This window comes from Pseudarthrobacter sp. GQ63 (assembly GCF_059758765.1).
The window spans coordinates 56,938-80,070 of the sequence record NZ_JCAXEF010000014.1 but is presented as its reverse complement, the minus strand read 5'-3'; the positions used below and the strand labels follow the sequence as shown (position 1 = coordinate 80,070).

Below are 23,133 nucleotides of genomic sequence, written 5' to 3'. Positions count from 1 at the left end.
GTGTATACAAAACACTTGTTTCGCCATCGGACTCCCGGCTAACATGGCGGCTACACAACGTCGTGGATGGGAAGCACTTTCATGGTCACCAGCAGCTATCGCGAAACGTATGAAGCAAGCCTTGGGAAACCCGGGGAGTTTTGGCTCGATGCAGCCGCAAGGGTTTCCTGGTCGGTGCCGCCCCGGCACGCGCTGGACGCAAGCCGGGCTCCGCTCTACACCTGGTTTCCGGACGGGGTCCTCAACACCTCCTACAACGCCCTGGACCGCCACGTAGAGGCCGGCCGGGGTGACCAGGATGCGCTCATCTACGATTCCGCCATGCTCGGCACCCGCCGGCGCTTCAGCTACGCGGAACTCACCGGGCTGGTGGCACGCTTTGCCGGCGCCCTCCGCCGCAGCGGGGTGGGCAAGGGGGACCGCGTCGTGATCTACATGCCGATGATTCCCGAGGCCGCCATCGCCATGCTGGCAACAGCGCGCCTCGGAGCCGTCCATTCGGTGGTCTTCGGCGGGTTTGCCCCGAAAGAGCTCGCGGCACGCATCCGCGACGCCGTCCCCGCCGTGGTGGTCACCGCCTCCGGAGGGATCGAGCCCACCCGCCGGATTGAATACCTCCCCGCCGTCGAGGAAGCCCTCCAGCTGGCGGGAGTGCCGGACCTCCCCGTCATCGTCCGGGCCCGGGAGGGCTTCGCAGCCACAGCGGCGGACCATGGCTGGCAGGACTGGGACTCGGAAATGGCCGCTGCGGAACCTGCCGCGCCCGTGGACGTCGCGGCCACGGACCCGCTGTACATCCTCTACACCTCAGGCACCACCGGAGCACCCAAAGGCGTGGTGCGGGACAACGGGGGCCACGCCGTCGCACTCGCCTGGACCATGGACAACATCTACGGCGCCGGTCCGGGGGACGTTATGTGGACCGCATCCGATGTCGGCTGGGTGGTGGGGCACTCCTACATCGTCTACGGCCCGCTGATTGCCGGTGCCACCACGGTCCTCTATGAGGGCAAACCGGTTGGAACGCCTGATGCCGGCGCGTTTTGGCGCGTGATCCAGGAACACGGAGTCAACGTCCTGTTCACCGCCCCCACGGCGCTGCGGGCCATCCGGAAGGCCGACCCTGAGGCAGCCCTGCTGCGGAACTATGACCTCTCCAGCCTGCGCACGCTCTTCACGGCGGGGGAGCGGCTGGACACGGACACGTTCCACTGGGCCTCCCGGTCGGTTGGCGTTCCTGTGGTGGACCACTGGTGGCAGACGGAGACGGGCTGGGCCATCTGCGCCAATCCCCGCGGCCTGGAAGAACTGCCCATCAAGGCAGGTTCGCCCAGCGTGCCCATGCCGGGATTCAGGCTCAGCATTGTGGATGGCCTTGGCGTGGAGGTGGAACCCGGCACGGAAGGAAACATCGTGCTCGGGCTCCCGCTGCCGCCCGGGACCCTGGCCACGCTCTGGGGCAACGACGAACGCTACATCTCCTCCTACCTGCAGGCTTTCGAGGGGTGCTACGCCACCGGGGATTCCGGCTACCGGGACGCGGACGGCTACGTGTTCGTGATGGGGCGGACCGACGACATCATCAATGTCGCGGGGCACCGGCTGTCCACCGGCGCCATGGAACAGGTCATCGGACAGCATCCGGCCGTCGCCGAGTGCGCGGTGATTGGCCTGGCCGACCCCCTTAAGGGCCAGCGCCCCAGCGGCTACGTTGTGCTCAAGTCCGGGGTGGAGGTATCCGAGGACGTCCTGGCCAAGGACCTGGTGGCGATGGTCCGCCGGGACATCGGAGCCGTTGCGGACTTCAAGCACGTGACGGTTGTTGATGCCCTGCCCAAAACCCGGTCCGGGAAGATCCTCCGCAAGACGATGCGGCAGATTGCCGACGGCGAGGAGTACACGGTACCGTCCACAATCGAAGACGCCGGGGTGATTGACCAGCTGATCGGGAGCCTCCGGCCCGGCGGAAGCGGAGACTAGCAGCGGACGGAGCCAGGGGCCCGGGTCAGCGGCCGGGTCAGCGCCCGCGCCAGCGGTACTCGTTTTCCGGCCGGCCCGGTGTTCCGTAGCGGGCGGTCCTGGAGACCGTGCCGGCGTCCGCCAGGTACTCGAGGTAACGGCGGGCGGTGACGCGGGACATGCCGAGGGCGTCCATGACTTCCGTGGCGGATACGGCGTCGCTTTGTTGCCTGACGAACTCCTGCACCGATCCCAGCGTGGAAGCGGAGAGGCCTTTGGGCAGGGGCAGTTCCGACGGCGCCCGCAGGCTTGCGAAGGCCTGGTCCACTTCGCTTTGGGATGCTCCGGCCTTTCCGGAGCCGGCGTTCGGGCCTGCGAGCTGCTGCCTGAATTGCCGGTAGCTTTCCAGCTTGTCGGCGAAAGTGGCGAACGTAAACGGCTTGATCAGGTACTGCACCACCCCGATGGCCACGGCGCTCCGCACGATGGCCAGCTCCCGGACGGCGGTGATGGCAATGATGTCCGCCAGGATCCCGGCTGCCCGCATCCGCCGGGCGATGTCCAGGCCGTGGAGGTCCGGCAGGTTCATGTCCAGGAGGACCAGCTCCACCGGGTTGCCCGCCGCCGAGAGCTCACCGAGCAGCCGAAGGGCGGACTGGCCGTCAGGTGCGCTTCCGGCCAGCTCAAAGCCCGGCAGCCGCCCGATATAGGCTGCGTGTGCCGCCGATGCGATGGCCTCGTCCTCAACGACGAGGACCCGGATGTTGCTCACGGTGTGTGCTCCTTTTGCGGGGACTCTGCTGCGGGAAGGAATACTTCGAATTTCGCTCCGCGCCGTCCGTTGATGGTCAGGGTACCGCCCAGCCGCTGCACTGCCTGCCGGACCAGGGCCAGCCCGATGCCCCGGCCGCCGGGCCCGGAAGGCTTGGTGCTGAAGCCGTGGCGGAAGATGGTGTCCGCGGCCTGCGCGTCCAGGGCGGCGCCGGAATCGTGGACGGCGATGTCCAGCCCCTCCTCATCCGACTCCACCGTCAGCTCCACGCGCCGGGGCGGGGGAGCGTCCGCTGCCGCGTCGATGGCATTATCCAGCAGGTTTCCCAGGATTGTCACCAGGTCCTGCACAGCCACTCCCGCCACCGTACCGGAACCCAGCGTGGCAACATCAAGCTGGACACCGCGTTCGTGGGCTTCCGCCACCTTGCCCATGACGAGTGCCCCCAGGACAGGTTCATCAACGGAGCTGACCATGTCATCCGTCAGCTGCTGGCTCAGCTCCAGGTCCCGGGTGGCGAAATCCAGGGCTTCCTGCGTCCGGCCCAGCTCCAGGAGCGAGACCATGGTGTGGAGCCGGTTGGCGTGTTCATGGGTCTGGGCGCGGAGTGCGCCGGAAAGGGTCCGCATGGTTTCCAGTTCGGTGCCCAGCGCTTCAATTTCGGTACGGTCCCGCAGGGTTGCCACCGTACCGTACACGGGTGCCCTGCCCCGGGTTCCCGGGGAGCCGGGCGCCCTGGCCGGCCCCTGGTTGACCACCAGCACCCGGGAACCGGTAAGGATGATTTCGTCATTGGCCGGCCGGCCGGACTCGAAGAGGTCCCGGAGTTCCTCCTCGAGCGGCAGTTCCGCCAGCGACGGCGGCCGGGTGGGGTCCTTGCTCCCGGCACCTTCGAGGCCCAGCAGTTCCGCCGCCTGGTCGTTGTACATCACCACGCGGCCCTTCGTGTCAATCAGGATCAGGCCTTCGCGCACCGAGTGCAGGACGGATTCGTAGTAGGCGAACAGCTGCGAGAGCTGCTCAGGACCCCACCCCCGGGTCACCCGGCGAAGGTACCGGCCAAGGAACCAGGACGCCAGCGAACCTCCCACCAGCAGGGCCAGGCCAATCAGCAGCAGGGCCGGCAGGCGTCCGGCGAAGGCGACGTCCACCGTGCGGACCGTAACGCCCACCGCCACCAGTGCCTTCACCTCGCCCGCCTGGTCCTTGACCGGAACAATGGTCCGCACCGACGGGCCCAGCGTCCCCGCCGTCACTTCGGTGAGCTGCCCACCCTGCAGTGCAGCGTCGATGGAGCCGATATACGGGCGGCCGATCTCCCCGACCCGCGGATGCGTCCACCGGGTGCGGTCGGGAGCCATGATGGTGACGAAGTCGACGTCGGCCTCTGCCATAACGTCCCTGGCATAGGGCTGCAGAGAGGCAGTCGGGTCCGGGCTGGAGGCCGCCTCCAGCACCAGCGGGCTGGCCGCGATGGCAGCGGCGATCCCCGCCATCCGGTGGCCGGCCTCGTCGTAGGTGCGGTCACGGGCGTCAACGAACGTGGCCGAGCCGACGACGGCGATAAACACCACCACAATCAGCAGGTTCGCCACGAAGAGCCGGCGGGCGATACTCCAGGGGTGGATCACGTGTACCTCCCGACGCCGTTTCCGGGCGCCATCCTTAGTAAGCATGTGCGCCGCGACCAATATGAACGCAACGGTGAGCTGGGTCACGGCGTACCCAATGATGGATATCACACCGGAGGACGCGCAGAGCCCAGAGAATGTGCCGCAGCGTCTATCAGATTATCCATATAAGGAGACACATCATGGCTTCTCAACGAGGAGAGTCGCTTGACACCGTGAAGACGCGGCGCAAGGGCATCGACAAATCGCATTACCTCTACATTGCGGTCATCGCCGCCGTCATCCTCGGCGCCGTAGTGGGCCTGATGTTCCCCGAGGTCGGCAAGTCCATGAAGCCGCTGGGTGACGGGTTCATCAAGCTGATCAAGATGATGATTGCGCCCATCATCTTCTGCACCATCGTCCTGGGCATCGGCTCCATCGCAAAGGCCGCCACAGTGGGCAAGGTCGGTGGCCTGGCACTGGGATACTTCGTGCTCATGTCTACCTTTGCGCTCGCCATCGGCCTGGTTGTTGGCAACCTGATCCACCCGGGCGAGGGCCTGAAGCTGGCGCCGTACGATCCTTCCAAGAAGGCAGAAGTCGACAGCACCGTCGCCTTCCTCCTGGGGATCATCCCGGGCGACATTCCGGTCCTTCCGACGCTCTTTGCCGCGCTCCTTGTAGGTTTCGCCCTGCAGAAGATGGGCCCGCAGGGTGCGCCGGTACTCAAGGCCATCGGCCACGGCCAGGCCGTCGTCTTCCGCATCCTCATCATGATCATGTGGCTTGCTCCCGTGGGCGCCTTCGGTGCCATCGCCGCCGTTGTCGGAGCCACCGGCGTCCAGGCCATCGTCAGCATGTTCACCCTGATGGCCGCCTTCTACATCACCTGCGCACTGTTCATCGTCATCATCCTGGGCGGTCTGCTGAAGGTTGTGTCCGGAGTCAACATCTTCAAGCTCATGAAGTACCTGGGCCGTGAATACCTGCTGATTTTCTCCACGTCCTCTTCCGAAGCTGCCCTGCCCCGCCTGATCGCAAAGATGGAGCACCTCGGTGTTTCCAAGCCGGTGGTTGGCGTTACCGTTCCCACGGGCTACTCCTTCAACCTGGACGGCACCGCCATCTACCTGACTATGGCTTCCCTCTTCGTGGCCAACGCCATGGGAACCCCGCTGGATCTGGGAGCCCAGGTTTCGCTGCTGATCTTCATGATCATCGCTTCCAAGGGTGCCGCCGGTGTCACCGGCGCCGGCCTGGCCACCCTTGCTGCAGGCCTGCAGGCACACAAGCCGGAACTGCTGGGCGGCGTGGGCATGATCGTTGGAATCGACAGGTTCATGTCCGAGGCCCGCGCCCTGACCAACTTCACCGGCAACGCCGTAGCCACCGTCCTGATCGGCACCTGGATGAAGGAGATCGAACGGGGCCAGGTTGACCAGGTACTCTCCGGCGGACTGCCCTTCGACGAGCAGACCATGATTGCCAGCCACACCGGCCACGCGGCGCCGGCAGCCACGGAAACCGAAGAGCGGCGCGTTCCGGCCGGCGTCTAGGCACCACGCCGGGCGCCCGCCACGCACAAACAGTATTAACGCAGCAGCCCCCGCAGCCCTGGCCGCGGGGGCTGCTGCGTGCCCCGGCCAAACCAACCTTCGACCTCAGCTAGAGGGTCAAGGCTCAACATGGGGGGAAAGTCAAGTTCCGTCGAATACCGTGTCGGTCGCTGTAACCTTGGGAAGAAGAAGGAACGGCGCTGGCATCCAGCGGCAGGAAATCACCGTCATCGAAAGTGTGGATAGATACGTGAGCAGCGAACAGGGTTCGGCAACTCTGGAGGGCACGGAATTTGACCTGGACAACGCGGTGATGGGCCCCACGGGACGCCCATACCGGGAGTTCCCGGAACCGGCACCGCTGTCCTCCCACGGTCCGGCGCGTGTGATCGCCATGGTGAACCAAAAAGGCGGCGTCGGCAAGACCACCTCCACCATCAACCTCGCGGCAGCGCTGGCGGAGTACGGGCGCCGGGTACTCCTGGTCGATTTCGATCCCCAGGGTGCGCTGTCGGCAGGGCTCGGCGTGAACCCCCACGAGCTGGACCTTACGGTCTACAACGTGCTGATGGACCGCAAGGTCAACATCCGCGACGCCATCCACCAGACCGGCGTCGAGAACGTCGACCTGCTGCCGGCCAACATCGACCTCTCCGCGGCCGAAGTCCAGCTCGTCAACGAGGTGGCACGCGAGCAGGTCCTGGACCGGGCGCTGAAGAAGGTCGAGGACGATTACGACGTCGTCCTCATCGACTGCCAGCCCTCCCTGGGCCTGCTGACGGTCAACGCCCTCACCGCAGCACACGGCGTCATCATCCCGCTGATCTGCGAATTCTTCGCCCTTCGTGCGGTGGCCCTGCTGGTGGAAACCATCGACAAGGTGCAGGACCGCCTCAACCCGCGCCTGCAGGTGGACGGGGTGCTCGCCACAATGTATGACGCCCGGACCCTGCACAGCCGTGAAGTCATCACCCGGCTGGTGGAAGCGTTCGGGGACAAGGTGTTCGAAACCGTCATCAAGCGTTCCATCAAGTTCGCGGACGCCACGGTGGCGGCGGAGCCGATCACCAGCTACGCAGGCAACCACATCGGTGCGGACGCCTACCGGCGCCTGGCCAAAGAACTGATTTCGCGCGGCGGCGCACCCTAGCCAGGACGTGGCCGAATCCAAGCCCGGCTTCGAGGTGCGGCTGGCCAACTTCACGGGTCCCTTCGACCTCCTGCTGGGACTGATCGCCAAGCACCAGCTGGACATTACCGAGGTGGCCCTCGCCACGGTGACAGACGAATTCATCAAGTACATCCGCAACCTGCAGAAAATGGGCGGGGAATGGGCGCTGGATGAAGCCAGCGAGTTCCTGGTGATTGCCGCGACGCTCCTGGACATCAAAGCTGCCAGGCTCCTTCCCGCCGGTGAGGTGGAAGACGACGAGGACATGGCGCTGCTCGAGGCCAGGGACCTGCTCTTCGCCCGGCTCCTGCAGTACAAGGCCTTCAAGCACGTGGCCGGTCTCCTGGGTGAAACACTGCACCAGGAAGCCATGCGCTTTCCCCGGCAGGTTGCCCTGGAGGAGCATTTCGCGGCCATGCTCCCGGAACTCGTGTGGAAGCACACCCCGGAACAGTTTGCCGCGCTGGCGGAAACTGCGCTGCGGCCCAAGGCGCCGAAGCCCACCGAAGTGGGCCTGGCACATCTCCATGGCGGCAATGTCAGCGTCAAGGAGCAGGCGGAAATCGTGGGGCTGCGGCTCCAGCGGGAATCGCCGCTCACGTTCCGGGCCATCATCGCCGACGCCGAGTCCACCCTTGTGGTGGTTGCGAGGTTCCTGGCGCTGCTGGAACTGTTCCGGGACAAGGCGGTGTCCTTCGACCAGGTGTCGCCGCTGGCGGATCTTGCCGTCCACTGGACCGCCGGCAGCCGGCAGTGGTCCGCCGACAACCTAAGCGAAGAGTTCGAGGAGCAGCTGTGACCAGGGAAGCCACGGAAGACACGCAACTGGGGGAGGAGGACCTCGAAAACCTCCCGGGCGGGGCCAAGGCTGCCATTGAGGCTGTGCTGATGGTTATCGACCAGCCGGCCACAGAGGAGGAACTGGCAGCCGGCCTTGGCCTCACCGTGGACAAGGTCAGCGCGCTGCTGGCCGAACTGCAGCGCGAGTATAGCGGCTATACTGTTAAAGCCCCGGATATGGATCAAGCCAGTCACGCTGGTTTCGGCTCCAGCCCCCGGGGTTTTGAATTGCGGAACATCGCCGGTGGCTGGCGGATCTACTCCCGCACCGACTTCGCCGACATTGTGGGCAAGTATGTGCTGGAAGGCCAGACTGCCAGGCTTACCCAGGCAGCCCTGGAAACGCTCGCGGTCATCGCGTACCGGCAGCCCGTCTCAAGGGCCAGGGTTTCTGCAATTCGGGGTGTCAATGTTGACTCAGTGGTGCGGACACTCGCCCAACGCGGGTTGATCGAGGATTCGGGAACGGATCCGGAATCCGGGGCCATGCTGTACCGGACCACATCGTATTTCCTGGAACGGATGGGAATCGGCTCTGTGGCCGAGCTGCCGCAGTTGTCTCCCCATCTTCCGGGTCTGGACGGCATCGCGGAGTACTACGACGCCGAAGGGATCTAGGCAGTTTCGAGCTGCCTGGGCAAGGATATTTATCAGGGCAGATTATTTCTGCACGGCTGGTTAGGGTTGTCTCCGGACACCTTTCCGGCCAAACAATTGAAGGACGGGTCATGACACAGGCGGGACGCCAGGGTTCAGCACGTAACAGCTCGGGACGCAACAATCCCCAGCGCAACACCTCCCAGGGTGGCAAGTCAGCGGGCGGGTTCCGCGGCGGTGCCCCGAAGCGGGGCGGCGGGTTCGGCATCGACCGCCCGCAGCGCGCACCCAAGCCGCGCGAGGAACGCTTCATCGATCCGGATCTGGCGTCGGACGGCCCCCAGCAGGGCCGGGGCGCCGCAGATCCAAAGGCCGCCAGGCTTTCCTCACGGAAGCCTGCAGCGCGCAAGCCCGGAGCCAAGAAGGCGCCGGGCACTCCAGGCGCCCTCAAGCCGAAGCCGCGCACCGGTGTGCCCGGTGCCGCAGCCTCCCGTGCTTTCGGCAGCGAACGCTTCGGCCAGAACTTGGGGCCAGTGCGCCGGCCGTCACGGAAGAAGGGCCCGCGCGGCGACGTTCCCCAGTCGGAACTCCACGACGCCGACGGCGTGCGCCTGCAGAAGGTCATGGCCTCGGCCGGCGTCGCCTCCCGCCGCGTCTGCGAGGAGATGATTGCCGAGGGCCGGGTGGAAGTGGACGGACAGGTCGTCACCGAGCTCGGTGTCCGGGTTGATCCCAAGACCTCCGTCATCCACGTGGACGGCCTGCGCATCCAGCTGGATGAGAACCTCGTCTACATGGTCTTCAACAAGCCGAAGGGCGTTGTCTCCACCATGGAGGACCCTGAGGGCCGGCCCTGCATCAGCGATTTCCTCAAGAGCAACAAGAACACCGGCGAACGGATGTTCCACGTGGGGCGTCTCGACGTCGCCACCGAGGGGCTGCTCCTGCTGACGAACGACGGCGAACTGGCCAACCGCCTGACGCACCCCTCCTACGAAGTGCCCAAGACGTACCTGGTACAGGTCCGCGGTCCCTTCCCCCAGGGTATCGGCGCGCAGCTCAAGGAAGGCGTGGAACTGGAGGACGGCTTTGCGTCCGTCGACTCCTTCCGGCTGGTTGACTCAACCCCCGGCCACGTGTTGATCGAAGTTGTGCTGCACTCGGGCAAGAACCGTATTGTCCGCCGCCTCTTCGACGCCGTCGGCTTCCCGGTCCTGCGGCTGGTCCGCGTCAAGGTGGGCCCTATCGGCCTGGGTGACCAGCGCCAGGGCAGCATCCGCAACCTCGGCAAGCAGGAAGTCGGGCATCTGCTGGCATCCGTAGGGCTCTGAGGCATGTCCGCCTTCCATAGCCAGGGCCGCGGGCACCTGGATGGTCCGGTGGTGGTCCTCGGGACCGGCCTGCTCGGCGCCAGCATTGGCCTGGGCCTGCGCGGACGGGGCGTTCCGGTGTTCCTGTCCGACCCCTCGCCCACGAACCAGGCGGTGGCCGTGGACATCGGCGCAGGCCGGCCGCTGCCGGAACTGGGCAGCGCTGTTCCGCAGCTGGTGGTGGTTGCTGCGCCGCCGGACGTTACGGCCGACGTCGTGGATAAAGCCCTCTCGGATTTTCCCCGCTCAGTTGTGGTGGATATAGCCAGCGTCAAGGCGGGCATCCTGGCCAGCCTGCGGCGCCGCGGCGTCGACCTGTCCCGGTACGTGGGCACCCACCCCATGGCCGGGCGGGAAAAGTCAGGCCCGGTGGCTGCCCGGGGCGAGCTGTTCACTTCGATGCCGTGGGTAGTGTGCCCCACAGAGGAAACCTCTGGCGCCGCCCTCCAGACGGCCCGTTCCCTGGCCTCGGACCTGGGCGCAGTTGTATCCCAGTTCACGGCCGACGAGCACGATGAAGCTGTTGCCCTGGTGTCCCACTTGCCCCAGGTCATGTCCTCGCTGCTGGCGAGCCGGCTCCAGGGTACGCCGCTGCATGCCCTGTCCCTGGCTGGCAACGGGCTCCGGGACGTCACGCGGATAGCGGCGAGTGACCCGTCCCTGTGGGTCCAGATCCTCGGCGGCAACGCTGCGAAAGTCGTGGAAATCCTCTACGGCGTCCGGGAGGACCTCAACCGCCTGATCGGAACGCTCGAGGACCCCACGGCTCCGGGCGCACGGCTGGACCTCGCGCAGCTGATGAGCGAAGGCAACGCCGGCCAGGCACGTATTCCGGGCAAGCACGGCGGGCCGCCGCAGGCGTACTCCTGGCTGACCGTCCTGGTGGACGACAAGCCAGGACAGATCGCCCGGCTCCTCACGGAAATCGGCGAGATCGGCGTCAACCTCGAGGACCTCCGCCTTGACCACTCGTCCGGCCAAAACGTAGGTATGGTGGAAATCTCCGTGTTGCCGAACAAGCATGACCACCTGATCGAAGCACTCAACGACCGCGGATGGCGGGTACTCCAGTAATGACACAGGAACTTCTCGATACCATGCCTGCGCTGCGCATCGGCCGGCCGCTGGTGGTGGCCATTGACGGCCCGTCCGGCTCCGGCAAGTCCAGCGTCAGCAAGGAAGTGGCCCGCAGGCTCCGGCTCGCGTACCTGGACACCGGCGCGATGTACCGTGCCCTCACCTGGTTCTGCGTCAACAGGGGCATCGACCTCGACGACGCCGCAGCAGTGGAACAGGCCGCACGCGACCTCGTCCTGGAACTGAGCACCAGCCCGCTGGAGGAGTACGTTCGGGTGGACGGTGTTGACGTGACCGACGCCATCCGCGAGCCGGCCATTTCCTCCGCCGTCAGCGCCGTGGCCACCACCCTGGGGGCCAGGACTGAGCTGATCCGCCGGCAGCGGGAACTGATCGAAAAGCACCACCGCCGCATGGTGGTGGAGGGCAGGGACATCACTACCGTCGTCGCGCCCGGGGCGGAAGTCCGGATGCTGCTCACCGCCAGCGAGGAAGCGCGGCTGCGCCGGCGTGGAATCCAGCTTGGCGGCACCCAGAATGCCGAGCAGCTGGCGGCGCAGGTGACCCACCGCGATGCCAAGGACTCTTCCGTCGTGAACTTCACCAAGGCCGCCTCCGGTGTAGTGACGCTGGATTCGTCGGACCTCGACTTCGACCAGACCGTGGCCGCAGCCCTGGTGATCGTGACAAAGGTCCTCAACCGTGACTGACGGCAGGCCGGGCGTTCCCTCTGGCCTGACCATGGCGTGGAGCAGGCCGGTGGGCTGGATCCTCGACCACGTGGTGTACCGGACCACCGTCAGGGGCCGGGAGAATGTTCCTACCGGCGGACCCGTGATCTTTGCGGGCAACCACATCAGCTTCCTGGACGGGCCGGTCATGTTCGGCGCGTCACCGCGCCCCATGCACATCCTGGTCAAGCAGGAGATGTTCAAGGGCTTCCTCGGCCAGGTGCTGACAGCGTCGGGCCAGCTGCCGGTGGACAGGCGCGGCGACCGGACCGCGCTGCAGCGGTGCAAGGAAGTGCTCGACGCCGGCAGGTGCGTTGGCATCCTCCCCGAAGGAACCAGGGGGAGCGGGGCAGCGGCGGACATCAACGGCGGCGTCGCCTGGCTGGCGCTGAATTCCGGTGCCCCGGTGGTCCCCGTGGCCATCCTGGGCACCCGCAGGGGAGCGGAGCACCTCGATTCCGTGCCCCGGCCGGGCAGGCGCTTCCACGTCAGCTTCGGAAATGCCCTCACCCTTGCCCGCCGGGCAGGGGAAAGCGGGCGTGCTTCAATGGACAGGGCGGCGCTGGAAATCCGCGCCGCGCTGGCAGGGCACGTCCAGGACTCCATTCAACTCAGCGGGCAGCCACTGCCTTTCGCAGATGCCCGCCAAGACTTAACAGCAGTAGCCGGGACGCCGGCAGATGACCACTAAGGACAGTGCAATGAGCGATACGACTCAAACTCCCGGCCACTTCGGCGCCGGCGAAGACGAATACACGCCCACGGGCACGGACCAGGTGGCCGAGCGGCTGGCTGCCATTGACGACGACGAGGCAGAGCTCCGCGCGGCGTCCCTCCGGGCGGGCCTGGAGGACTACGACCTCGACGAGGAAGACGCCGCACTGCTGAGCGGCGAATACGGCGACGAGGACTTCGACGGCCCCGTCAAGCTCGATCCCGTCCTGGCCATCATCGGCCGGCCCAACGTGGGTAAGTCCACGCTGGTGAACCGTATCCTGGGGCGCCGCGAAGCCGTGGTGGAAGACACCCCGGGAGTCACCCGCGACCGCGTCATGTATTCCGCCAACTGGAACGGCCGCAACTTCACCCTGGTGGACACCGGCGGCTGGGAACACGACGCCCGCGGTATCCATGCCCGCGTGGCCGAGCAGGCCGAGATGGCCGTTGAGCTCGCGGACGCAGTGCTCTTCGTGGTGGACTCCGCCGTAGGGGCAACCGCCACCGACGAGGGCGTCATGAAGATGCTGCGCCGCAGCAAGAAGCCGGTCATCATGGTGGCCAACAAGGTGGACGACTTTGCCCAGGAGGCGGATTCCGCCACACTGTGGGGCCTGGGCTTTGGCGAGCCCTACCCGGTCTCCGCGCTGCACGGCCGCGGCGTGGCGGACCTGCTGGACCACGTGATGGACGTGCTTCCGGAATTCTCCACCATCGAGGGCCTGGAACGCTCCGGCGGACCCCGCCGCATCGCCCTGATCGGCCGCCCCAACGTGGGCAAGTCCTCCCTGCTGAACAAGCTGGCCGGGACTGAACGGGTGGTGGTGGACAACACCGCCGGCACCACCCGCGATCCGGTGGATGAGTTCATCGAACTCGGTGGCCGGACCTGGCGCTTCGTGGACACGGCAGGCATCCGCCGCCGCCAGCACATGGCGCAGGGCGCGGACTACTACGCTTCCCTCCGCACGCAGGCCGCGCTCGAAAAGGCGGAGGTCGCCGTCGTGCTCCTTGCCGTGGACGAGGTCCTCAGCGAGCAGGACGTCCGGATCCTGCAGCTCGCCATTGAGTCGGGCCGCGCCCTGGTGCTGGCCTTCAACAAGTGGGACTTGCTCGACGACGAACGCCGGCGCTACCTCGAGCGTGAAATCGAGCAGGACCTGGCCCACGTGGAATGGGCACCCCGCGTGAACATCTCGGCCAAGACCGGGTGGCACAAGGACCGCCTGGTTCCTGCCCTGGACCTGGCGTTGGAGAACTGGGACAAGCGCATTGCCACCGGCCGCCTCAACGCGTTCCTTGGCGAGCTTGTTGCCGCCCACCCGCACCCCGTCCGCGGCGGAAAGCAGCCGCGCATCCTCTTCGGCACCCAGGCATCCAGCCGTCCGCCGAAGTTCGTCCTGTTCACCACCGGTTTCCTGGACCCCGGATACCGGCGCTTCATCACCCGCCGGCTGCGGGAAACGTTCGGCTTCGAGGGCACGCCCATCGAGGTCAGCATGCGCGTGCGGGAAAAGCGCGGCAAGAAGCGTTAATTCCGGTGTTGTCTCCGACACACCAGAGGGCTGAATCCGGGAAAGTGTCACTGGCACGCTCCGGGATCGTGTAAGCTCTTCTAGGTGGTTCGGCCGGACTGCTGGTGGAAATCCTGGGAGCGATTCAGGGATCAAGCACAGCGGAGAACGGCAGAACCAGCGGGCTGTAGCGCAGCTTGGTAGCGCACTTGACTGGGGGTCAAGGGGTCGCAGGTTCAAATCCTGTCAGCCCGACCAACAAGCGGAAGCGCCGGAGAAAATCTCCGGCGCTTCCGCTTTTTGTGTGGTTACTTGAGGAACTTCGAGGTCCTGCGGTCAGCCAGGATCTTCCCCTTCGTCTGGCAGGTGGGGCAGTACTGCAGGGAGGTGTCGGCAAAGGAAACCTCTCGGACCGTGTCTCCGCACACCGGGCAGGGCTGGCCCGCCCTGGCATGGACGCGCATGTGGCTCCGTTTCACGTCCTTGAGATCCTTCGGCGGCTTGCCGCTGGCCTCCGCCAGCGCAGTGCCCAGGACGTCATGGATGGCGTCGTACAGCACCTGGACGGTTGCCCGGTCCAGGGATTTGGCGGTGGCAAACGGCGAGACACGGGCGGCATGCAGAATTTCGTCGCTGTAGGCGTTGCCGATGCCGGCTATCACGCCCTGGCTGCGCAGGAGTCCCTTGATCTGCTGGGAACTGGACCCCAGGATCCCAGCCAGCATGTCGGCGTCGAACGCTTCACTGAACGGGTCCGGGCCCAGCGTGGCGATGCCCGGCACCTCCCGGGGATCTTTCACCACATAAACCGCCAGGCTCTTCTTGGTGCCCGCCTCGGTGAGGTCGAAACCGCGCGCGCCCCCGGGGCCGGTGAAGGCAAGGCGGGCGGCGATGTGCCCCTTCCCCATTTTCAGCTGGGCGTCGGTGGGGGAGTCCGTGAAGCGGACCCAGCCCGCCCTGGCCAGGTGGAAGACGAAGGAAATGCCGCCGGTGTCAATGCTGATGAACTTTCCGAAGCGCCGTACACCGGTGACGGTCCTGCCCTCGAGGGCACTGAAGGGAGGATCGGCTGTCTTCAGCACGGCAAAGGACACGATCTGCACTTTGGAAACCACGGTTCCCTGCAGATGGTCGTCCAGGTAGCCTGCCAGGCCGGAAACCTCGGGGAGCTCAGGCATCCGTCACCCGCCGTTCCTGGCGTGGCCGCTGACCGTGCGTGCGCTCATGCGTCCCATCTTGTCAGAAACCCCGGCGAACGCCCCGGCAGTTGTGCCTATACTTTCAACGCAGCCCGTTTCCCGGGCCGCGTTGACAGTGGTGTTCGACCCGATGAAAGGCCCCTGATGAGCAACATTCCCGAGGATCTGTCCTACACCGCCGAGCATGAGTGGGTCACCGCCCCCAATGCCGACGGCGTGGTCCGGGTAGGCATCACCGACTTTGCCCAGGACGCACTCGGGGATGTTGTCTACGCCCAGATGCCGGAAGTTGGCACCAAGATTACGGCAAACGAAGTTGTGGGCGAGGTGGAGTCCACCAAGAGCGTCAGCGACATCTACGCTCCCGTCAGCGGCGAAGTTGTGGGCCGGAACGAGTCCCTGGACACCGATTCCGCCCTGATCAACACCGATCCCTATGGGGACGGCTGGCTGATCGAGATCAAGCTTGCCGAAGCTGACGCCGTCGACTCATTGCTCAGTGCATCGGAGTACGAACAGCAGGTAGGCTAAAGCTAACCGGAATTTCCGGTCCGGCCCAGGGCGAAGCCAGAATGTCTTCGCACGTCAGCGGCCGGATCGGCAGCCGGTTCCGGACCTGCGCTGCAGGCCCGGAGGACATATGTTGGTTGCAGGCCTGACGGCCGCAGCGGAAAGAGGAGGAGTCCATGGCTGGCCACACACAGAACCCTGCCGACGGGGAATACGGCTCGGGTGCGGCCAGGGAGTCGGAGACCACCTCCATCCATCTCACCCCGGTGAGGGATGAGCCCACGATCACACCCAAACTCTCGTCCGAGGAGCGCAGCTCCGTGGAGGCGCTGCCGGCTGGTTCGGCGCTGCTGGTCGCCCACAGCGGCCCCAATGCCGGCGCACGGTTCCTGCTCGACTCCGATGTCACCACGGCAGGCCGGCACCCGGACGCCGATATCTTCCTGGACGACGTCACAGTCTCCCGCCGCCACGTCGAGTTCCGCCGCACGGCACGCAGCTTCGAAGTGGTGGACAAGAACAGCCTGAACGGCACCTACGTCAACCACGACCGCGTGGACAGCGTGGAGCTCAAGTCCGGCAGCGAAGTCCAGATCGGCAAGTTCCGCCTCACCTTCTACCTGAGCCCTGCCACCGCTGCAGGCCGCGGCTGAACCGGGGACCACTGCCTGTGGCAATGGCACAACCGGAACGCCGGGGACCCCAGGTCCTCAACATCGGGGAAGTCCTCGCACAGCTCAGCGGGGACTTTCCCGGCATGACTGCGTCCAAAATCAGGTTCCTTGAGGAAAAAGGGCTGATCAACCCCCGCCGCACGCCTGCCGGGTACCGGCAGTACTCCGACGGCGACGTCGAGCGGCTGCGCTTCGTGCTCGCCCTGCAGCGGGACCAGTACCTTCCCCTGAAAGTCATCAAGGACTACCTTGACGCGATCGACAGGGGCGAACGCCCGGAGAACCTGCCGCCCGGCGTCGTTGTTTCCCCCCGCATCGTCTCCGACGAGCTGGCGGCGGAACTGCAGAGCCGGGGGCGCAAGCTCACCGAGGAACAGCTCCGCACTGAGTCCGGCGCAAGCGTGCCGCTGTTGCAGTCCCTCCTGAGCTTTGGCCTGATCAGCCACACCAACGGGCAGTTCGACGAGCACGCCCTCCAGGTGGCCCGGGCCTGTGTCCAGCTGGAAAGCCACGGCCTTGAACCCCGCCACCTGCGCCCCTTCCAGGCGGCTGCCGAGCGGGAGTTCGGCCTGGTGGAACGCGCGGTGGCGCCGCTGGCGTCCCGCAAGGACGCTGCGTCCCAGGCGCGCGCGGCCGAGGCCGCCCGTGAAATCAGCGACCTCTGCCTCACCCTGCACCGGGCTCTGGTGCAGGACCATATCTCACGCATGGACATCTGATGATTGAAGTCGAGATTGTAGGCGTTCGCATCGAACTGCCTTCCAACCAGCCGCTGGTCCTGCTTCGGGAGATGCACGGTGAGCGGCACGTTCCCATCTGGATCGGTACTCCCGAAGCCAGCGCTATCGCCCTGGCCCAGCAGGGCGTCGTGCCGCCCCGTCCCATGACCCACGATCTCCTGGTGGACGTGGTGGAAGCGCTGGGGCACTCGGTGGTCAGCGTCAACATCGTGGCAGTGGAGGACAACATCTTCTACGGCCAGCTCCAGTTCGAGAACGGCACTACGGTGAGTTCGCGGGCCTCGGACGCGCTTGCAGTGGCGCTGCGCGCGAAGTGCCGGATCTGGTGCGCCGACTCGGTCATGGACGAGGCCGGCGTGCGCATCACAGAGCACGACGAGGGCGAGGACACCGAGCCCGGCCCCACCGTTGACGAAGAGCGCGAACTGCGACGGTTCCGCGAGTTCCTGGACGATGTGGAACCCGAGGATTTCGACGGCTAAGGTCACGTTAAGGTTAAAGTTGAGGATGAAACTTTCGACACGCCTCGTGAAACCCCTCAGGGTCTTTGACCTTGCAGGCCGCCGGGCCTAACGTCGAAGTATCAAGTTCCCATTGCTTACGGCAGCCTCGCAAGTCACACTGGAAAGTGCGCCCCGCGAAAATTACATGCATGGTCTTCATGCACCGCTGCTGCAGTAGTTACCCGGGAGCGCATGACAAGGAGGATCCAGGTGAGTCCCAAAGGCGAAGCAGGCGGGCTGAAGCAGCCCACGGCTGGTGTTGCTGTGCCCGCGAGCGGTGCCCAGGGCCTCCTGTTTACCGAGGACCTTCCTGTGCTGGACGAGGACGCCGGTTACCGGGGCCCCACGGCCTGCAAGGCTGCCGGCATCACCTACCGCCAGCTCGACTATTGGGCCCGCACCGGCCTGGTGGAGCCTGCGGTCCGCGGCGCTGCCGGGTCCGGATCCCAGCGACTCTACGGCTTCCGCGACATCCTTGTCCTCAAAGTGGTCAAGCGCCTCCTGGACACGGGGGTATCGCTGCAGCAGATCCGCAGCGCCGTGGAGCACCTGCGGGAACGCGGCGTCGAGGACCTTGCCCAGATCACGCTGATGAGCGACGGCGCGAGCGTCTACGAGTGCACCTCCGCCGATGAAGTCATCGATCTTGTCCAGGGAGGGCAGGGCGTCTTCGGAATCGCCGTGGGACGGGTGTGGCGTGAAGTGGAAGGCAGCCTGGCATCACTTCCCAGTGAGCACGCCGCCGAACAGTCCTTTCCGGACGACGAACTGAGCAAACGCCGAGCAGCCCGCAAAATCAGCTGAGGCTTAACAGATAAGGGGCCGTCCTCCATGTGGAGGACGGCCCCTTATCCGTTTAACCGGATTTGACGGCTTGGTGCCTTACCGGGCGCGGCTGCGCAGGCCGCTTCCCACTGCCATCACGTTTGCCAGCAGGTCATCGAAGAGTGCCGCGGCAGACTTTGCGGAGTCGCCGGGCCAATGGTGCACGGGGTGGGCAGCGCCCTGGATCTGCTGCCAGTTGGCCTGCTCGGGGATCCGGGGGCTCAGGAGGAGGTCGCCGAACATGGATTCCATTTCCGCGAGCCGGTAGGTGTGTTCGGAGGACCCTGACCGCACCCGGTTTGCCACGATGCCTGCGGGGGAGAGATTGGGGGCGAACTCCTGCCGGAAAAGCTGGATGGCCCGCATGGTCCGCTCGGTACCCGCAACCGAGAACAGGCCGGGCTCGGCGACCAGCGCCACCTTGTCGCTGGCAGTCCACGCCATCCGGGTCAGGCCGTTGAGCGACGGCGGGCAGTCCACCAGGACAAGCTGGTAATCGCCGCCGGTGGCCAGCACCGAGGAGAGCCTGCGGAGGTCCCGGCGGCGCAGGTCCGGACGGTCGTAGATGCCCGTGTAGGCGGATCCGACGGCGACGTCGAGTACTGCCGGGCCGGAGCCGTTGGCCTGGGCGCGCGCCGTCCAGCTGCTGCGGACCACGTTTTCGGCCAGGTTGGCACGGCGGGGGCTCTTGAGCATGCGGCCAATATCCAGCTGGTCGCCGGGCTGCACGCCCAACGCAGTGGTGGCATCTGCATGCGGATCAAGGTCCACCACCAGCGTGCTGATGCCTGCGGCCAGCGCCGCAGACGCCAATCCTGTGGTGACGGAAGTCTTGCCGACTCCACCCTTGAGGCTGCTGATGCTGACTACTTGCACTTGAGAGACCAAAACCTAACGCCGGATGCCGTGTTGGGGGTAATGTTTGCTCCGGCAGTGCCGAAGCCGGACGGTCCTGCCGCCCTACTCATCATATGTTGATGCGTCGGCGAATCCTGCTTTATCGGGCGTCGGCATGGCACCGACTGTGCTGCGGGGGCGGTTTCCGCCCGCGGCGGCAAAAGGGTTCGGGACATGACGGGGAAATCTGTGATGGTGGCCACAAAGATTTGTGTTTGTCCTTGTAGGTCCTAGACACTGTGACCACTCACCGATCCACCCGCAATGATGCAGGAGAAGTATGTTTTCCAAAGTTCTGGTGGCCAACCGCGGCGAAATCGCGATCAGGGCCTTCCGCGCCGGCTACGAGCTGGGCGCCAAGACCGTTGCCGTATTCCCCCATGAGGACAGGAACTCGATCCACCGCCAAAAAGCGGACGAGGCCTACCTGATTGGCGAAGAGGGCCACCCCGTCCGGGCATACCTGGACGTTGACGAAGTAGTGCGGGTAGCCAAGGAATCCGGAGCGGACGCAATCTACCCGGGCTACGGTTTCCTTTCCGAGAACCCGGACCTCGCCCGGGCAGCCAAGGCTGCGGGCATCACGTTCGTTGGGCCGCCCGCTGAAGTCCTGGAACTGGCGGGCAACAAGGTGGCAGCGCTGAAGGCTGCCCGCGACGCCGGCGTGCCGGTCCTGAAGTCCAGCGCGCCGTCCAAGGACCTGGACGAACTCATTGCGGCTGCCGACGACATCGGATTCCCCATCTTCGCCAAGGCCGTCGCCGGCGGCGGTGGCCGCGGCATGCGCCGGGTGGATACCCGGGAAGCCCTCCCCGAGGCCCTGCAGTCCGCAATGCGCGAAGCCGATGCGGCATTCGGCGATCCCACCATGTTCCTGGAGCAAGCCGTCCTCCGCCCGCGCCACATCGAGGTACAGATCCTGGCCGACGCCGAGGGCAACGTCATGCACCTCTTCGAGCGCGATTGCTCCATCCAGCGCCGCCACCAGAAGGTCATCGAAATCGCGCCGGCCCCCAACCTGGACGAAGGCATCCGCCAGGCGCTCTACCGGGACGCCGTCAAGTTCGCCAAGGCACTGAACTACGTCAACGCCGGCACCGTGGAGTTCCTGGTGGACACCGTCGGTGAGCGCGCCGGCCAGCACGTCTTCATCGAAATGAACCCCCGCATCCAGGTGGAGCACACGGTCACGGAGGAAGTGACCGACGTCGACCTGGTCCAGGCGCAGATGCGCATCGCCTCCGGCGAGACGCTGGCGGACCTGGGCCTCTCGCAGGAGACGGTGCACCTCAAGGGCGCGGCGCTGCAGAGCCGCATCACCACGGAGGACCCTGCGAACGGCTTCCGTCCCGACGTCGGAAAGATCACCGGTTACCGCTCCGCCGGCGGTGCAGGAGTGCGGCTCGACGGCGGCACGGTTTACTCGGGTGCCGAGATCAGCCCGCACTTCGATTCCATGCTGGTGAAGTTGACCTGTCGGGGCAGGGACTACCCGTCCGCCGTCGCCCGTGCCCGCCGTGCGCTGGCGGAGTTCCGCATCCGCGGCGTCTCGACGAACATCTCTTTCCTGCAGGCAGTGCTTGACGACGCCGATTTCATTGCAGGCGACGTCGCCACCTCCTTCATTGACGAGCGCCCGCAGCTGCTCAAGGCCCGCGTTTCCGCCGACCGCGGCACCAAGCTCCTCACCTGGCTGGCCGAAGTCACCGTCAACAAGCCCAACGGTGAGCTGACCGTCCACTCCAACCCGGCCAGCAAACTGCCGTCGGTCAAGGACAAGCAGGCTGCACCCGGCTCCCGCCAGAAGCTGCTTGAACTGGGACCCGAGGGTTTTGCCAAGGCCCTGCGCGAACAAAACCCGGTGGCTGTCACGGACACCACCTTCCGGGACGCACACCAGTCGCTGCTGGCCACCCGGGTGCGCACCCGCGACCTGGTGGCGGCCGGCCCCGCGGTCACGGCACTGCTGCCGGAGCTGCTGTCCGTTGAGGCCTGGGGCGGCGCCACCTACGATGTGGCCCTCAGGTTCCTGGGCGAAGATCCCTGGGACCGGCTCGCCGCCCTTCGCCAGGCGCTCCCGAACGTGTGCCTGCAGATGCTCCTCCGCGGCCGCAACACCGTGGGCTACACGCCTTACCCGGAGGAGGTCACCGAGGCCTTCGTCAACGAGGCCGCGGCAACCGGCATCGACATCTTCCGGATCTTCGACGCCCTGAACGATGTAAGCCAGATGGCTCCTGCCATCCGTGCAGTCCGGGCAACCGGCACCGCTGTCGCCGAGGTGGCCCTGTGCTACACGGCGGACATGCTGGACCCGGAAGAAAAGCTCTACACGCTGGATTACTACCTGGAGCTGGCACAGAAGATCGTGGACGCCGGAGCCCACATCTTGGCGATCAAGGACATGGCTGGCCTGCTCCGTCCGGCCGCGGCCGCGAAGCTCGTTGCGGCCCTCCGTGAACGGTTCGACCTGCCGGTGCACCTGCACACCCACGACACCGCGGGCGGCCAGCTGGCCACCCTCCTTGCTGCCGTGGACGCCGGTGTGGACGCCGTGGACGTTGCCTCGGCATCGCTGGCCGGAACCACCAGCCAGCCGTCGGCCTCGGCACTGGTTGCGGCACTGGCCCACACACCCCGCGACACCGGCCTGAGCCTGGCCGCGGTGAGCTCCCTTGAGCCGTACTGGGAAGCGGTCCGCCGGGTCTACGCGCCCTTCGAATCCGGCCTGCCGGGCCCCACCGGCCGCGTGTACCAGCACGAGATTCCGGGTGGACAGCTGTCCAACCTCCGCCAGCAGGCCATGGCTCTGGGCCTGGGCGAACGGTTCGAGGCCATTGAGGACATGTACACCGCCGCCGACCGTATCCTTGGCCGCCTGGTCAAGGTCACGCCGTCGTCGAAGGTAGTCGGTGACCTTGCCCTGCACCTGGTGGGCCTGAACGCGGATCCGGCCGACTTCAACGAGAACCCGCAGAACTATGACATTCCCGATTCGGTCATCGGGTTCCTGTCCGGCGAGCTCGGCGATCCTCCGGGCGGATGGCCGGAGCCGTTCCGCACCAAGGCCCTGCAGGGCCGCAGCGTGAAGGTCCGGGACGTGGAACTCAGCGCCGAGGACAGTGCTGCCCTGAAGTCCGACTCGAAGACCCGGCAGCACACGCTTAACCGGCTGCTCTTCGACGGTCCCACCAAGGACTACCTCAAGAGCGTGGAGACCTACGGCAACCTCTCCGTTTTGGACACCCGAGACTACCTCTACGGCCTGCAGCGCGGCGCGGAGCACGAAATCCAGCTGGAGAAGGGCGTACGCCTGATTGCTTCCCTGGAAGCGGTGTCGGAGCCGGACGAGAAGGGCATGCGCACCGTCATGTGCACCCTCAACGGCCAGTCCCGGCCCGTCGTGGTGCGGGACCGGTCCGTGGTGAGCAACGTGAAGGCCGCCGAGAAGGCGGACCCGGGCCAGCCCGGCCACGTTGCGGCGCCCTTCGCCGGTGCCGTCACCCTGACGGTCAAGCAGGGCGATGAGGTCAAGGCAGGCGACACCGTGGCCACCATCGAGGCAATGAAGATGGAGGCGTCAATCACGACGCCGGTGGCCGGCAAGGTTTCCCGTCTCGCCGTCTCCGCCGTCGAACAGGTGGAAGGCGGGGACCTCCTGCTGGTGGTCGAGCAGTAGGGCACGGCAGCGAGTGATACGACGAGAGGGTCCCCCGTCAGGAGGACCCTCTCGTTTGTTTGCGGCAGTGGTTGAGGCAGGCCTGATCCTCTGCGTGCTATTCCCCGTGCCCCGCTAAGGCCGCTTCGCGGCGAGCGGGGGCACGGGGCCCCTTTTACGCACGCTGCCGGACCAGGCCTGCCTCATGAG

20 protein-coding genes and 1 tRNA gene are annotated in these 23,133 nt (G+C 66.0%); 17 read left to right on the top strand and 4 right to left on the bottom strand.

All coding sequences use genetic code 11. The features are described 5' to 3' along the window. The first annotated feature begins 81 nt into the window (after positions 1 to 81). On the top strand, positions 82 to 1,980 hold the full coding sequence (locus tag AC6CHP_RS17865) for an AMP-binding protein (protein WP_188732287.1): 1,899 nt from the start codon (positions 82 to 84) through the stop codon (positions 1,978 to 1,980). A gap of 37 nt (positions 1,981 to 2,017) precedes the next feature. Here the strand turns inward: AC6CHP_RS17865 and AC6CHP_RS17860 are convergent, their stop codons facing one another. Then, positions 2,018 to 2,731 carry a response regulator gene (locus tag AC6CHP_RS17860; protein WP_188732272.1) on the bottom strand — a complete coding sequence of 238 codons (714 nt, stop codon included), beginning with the start codon at positions 2,729 to 2,731 and terminating at the stop codon, positions 2,018 to 2,020. After that, positions 2,728 to 4,362 (bottom strand): sensor histidine kinase, encoded by a 1,635-nt coding sequence (locus AC6CHP_RS17855; RefSeq protein WP_188732271.1) that lies wholly within the window; start codon positions 4,360 to 4,362, stop codon positions 2,728 to 2,730. Before AC6CHP_RS17855 ends, AC6CHP_RS17860 begins: the two co-directional genes overlap by 4 nt. A 182-nt stretch (positions 4,363 to 4,544) precedes the next feature. On the opposite strand from AC6CHP_RS17855, the gene AC6CHP_RS17850 reads away from it, so the two are divergent. From AC6CHP_RS17850 to AC6CHP_RS17805, 10 genes are all read left to right on the top strand, one after another. Then, positions 4,545 to 5,900 (top strand): cation:dicarboxylate symporter family transporter, encoded by a 1,356-nt coding sequence (locus AC6CHP_RS17850; protein WP_188732270.1) that lies wholly within the window; start codon positions 4,545 to 4,547, stop codon positions 5,898 to 5,900. 250 nt (positions 5,901 to 6,150) lie between these two features. Beyond that, complete coding sequence (locus tag AC6CHP_RS17845) at positions 6,151 to 7,050, top strand: ParA family protein (protein ID WP_104188770.1); 900 nt, start codon at positions 6,151 to 6,153, stop codon at positions 7,048 to 7,050. Positions 7,051 to 7,057: 7 nt separating this feature from the next. Further along, positions 7,058 to 7,870 (top strand): segregation and condensation protein A, encoded by an 813-nt coding sequence (locus AC6CHP_RS17840; protein WP_188732269.1) that lies wholly within the window; start codon positions 7,058 to 7,060, stop codon positions 7,868 to 7,870. Beyond that, on the top strand, positions 7,867 to 8,529 hold the full coding sequence (scpB, locus tag AC6CHP_RS17835) for an SMC-Scp complex subunit ScpB (protein ID WP_188732268.1): 663 nt from the start codon (positions 7,867 to 7,869) through the stop codon (positions 8,527 to 8,529). Before AC6CHP_RS17840 ends, scpB begins: the two co-directional genes overlap by 4 nt. A gap of 110 nt (positions 8,530 to 8,639) precedes the next feature. After that, a complete protein-coding gene (locus AC6CHP_RS17830; protein WP_498231359.1) occupies positions 8,640 to 9,839 on the top strand; it encodes a pseudouridine synthase in 1,200 nt (399 codons plus the stop codon). 3 nt (positions 9,840 to 9,842) lie between these two features. Next, positions 9,843 to 10,952, top strand: coding sequence for a prephenate dehydrogenase (locus AC6CHP_RS17825; RefSeq protein ID WP_498231357.1), 1,110 nt, complete (start codon positions 9,843 to 9,845; stop codon positions 10,950 to 10,952). Then, positions 10,952 to 11,665: a (d)CMP kinase gene (gene cmk, locus AC6CHP_RS17820; protein WP_188732265.1), complete on the top strand. Its 714-nt coding sequence runs from the start codon at positions 10,952 to 10,954 to the stop codon at positions 11,663 to 11,665. The genes AC6CHP_RS17825 and cmk overlap by 1 nt, the downstream gene beginning before the upstream one ends. 31 nt (positions 11,666 to 11,696) lie before the next feature. Continuing rightward, positions 11,697 to 12,377 carry a lysophospholipid acyltransferase family protein gene (locus AC6CHP_RS17815; RefSeq protein ID WP_188732286.1) on the top strand — a complete coding sequence of 227 codons (681 nt, stop codon included), beginning with the start codon at positions 11,697 to 11,699 and terminating at the stop codon, positions 12,375 to 12,377. 10 nt (positions 12,378 to 12,387) lie between these two features. Next, complete coding sequence (gene der, locus AC6CHP_RS17810; protein ID WP_104188756.1) at positions 12,388 to 13,938, top strand: ribosome biogenesis GTPase Der; 1,551 nt, start codon at positions 12,388 to 12,390, stop codon at positions 13,936 to 13,938. Between the two features lie 160 nt (positions 13,939 to 14,098). Beyond that, positions 14,099 to 14,175, top strand: a tRNA-Pro gene (locus tag AC6CHP_RS17805). Between the two features lie 50 nt (positions 14,176 to 14,225). Here the strand turns inward: AC6CHP_RS17805 and AC6CHP_RS17800 are convergent. Further along, positions 14,226 to 15,095, bottom strand: a complete 870-nt coding sequence (locus AC6CHP_RS17800) for an Fpg/Nei family DNA glycosylase (protein ID WP_498231354.1) — start codon at positions 15,093 to 15,095, stop codon at positions 14,226 to 14,228. Between the two features lie 165 nt (positions 15,096 to 15,260). On the opposite strand from AC6CHP_RS17800, the gene gcvH reads away from it, so the two are divergent. From gcvH to AC6CHP_RS17775, 5 genes are all read left to right on the top strand, one after another. Continuing rightward, a complete protein-coding gene (gene gcvH, locus AC6CHP_RS17795; RefSeq protein WP_104188752.1) occupies positions 15,261 to 15,647 on the top strand; it encodes a glycine cleavage system protein GcvH in 387 nt (128 codons plus the stop codon). A 155-nt stretch (positions 15,648 to 15,802) separates the two neighbouring features. Continuing rightward, positions 15,803 to 16,279 (top strand): FHA domain-containing protein, encoded by a 477-nt coding sequence (locus tag AC6CHP_RS17790; RefSeq protein WP_188732263.1) that lies wholly within the window; start codon positions 15,803 to 15,805, stop codon positions 16,277 to 16,279. A 23-nt stretch (positions 16,280 to 16,302) separates the two neighbouring features. After that, positions 16,303 to 17,019 (top strand): transcriptional regulator FtsR, encoded by a 717-nt coding sequence (gene ftsR / locus AC6CHP_RS17785; RefSeq protein ID WP_188732262.1) that lies wholly within the window; start codon positions 16,303 to 16,305, stop codon positions 17,017 to 17,019. Then, the gene (locus AC6CHP_RS17780) at positions 17,019 to 17,522 is read left to right on the top strand and encodes a bifunctional nuclease family protein (protein ID WP_009358600.1); all 504 of its coding nucleotides are present in this window, start codon (positions 17,019 to 17,021) and stop codon (positions 17,520 to 17,522) included. Before ftsR ends, AC6CHP_RS17780 begins: the two co-directional genes overlap by 1 nt. A gap of 231 nt (positions 17,523 to 17,753) precedes the next feature. Continuing rightward, entirely contained in the window at positions 17,754 to 18,347 is a 594-nt protein-coding gene (locus AC6CHP_RS17775) for a MerR family transcriptional regulator (RefSeq protein ID WP_066275050.1), read from the top strand. Between the two features lie 78 nt (positions 18,348 to 18,425). Here the strand turns inward: AC6CHP_RS17775 and AC6CHP_RS17770 are convergent, their stop codons facing one another. Continuing rightward, a complete protein-coding gene (locus AC6CHP_RS17770) occupies positions 18,426 to 19,244 on the bottom strand; it encodes a ParA family protein (RefSeq protein WP_498231350.1) in 819 nt (272 codons plus the stop codon). Between the two features lie 301 nt (positions 19,245 to 19,545). Here AC6CHP_RS17770 and AC6CHP_RS17765 point away from each other — a divergent pair, with 301 nt between their 5' ends. Further along, positions 19,546 to 22,944 carry a pyruvate carboxylase gene (locus tag AC6CHP_RS17765; RefSeq protein WP_377195250.1) on the top strand — a complete coding sequence of 1,133 codons (3,399 nt, stop codon included), beginning with the start codon at positions 19,546 to 19,548 and terminating at the stop codon, positions 22,942 to 22,944. Positions 22,945 to 23,133 lie beyond the last annotated feature (189 nt).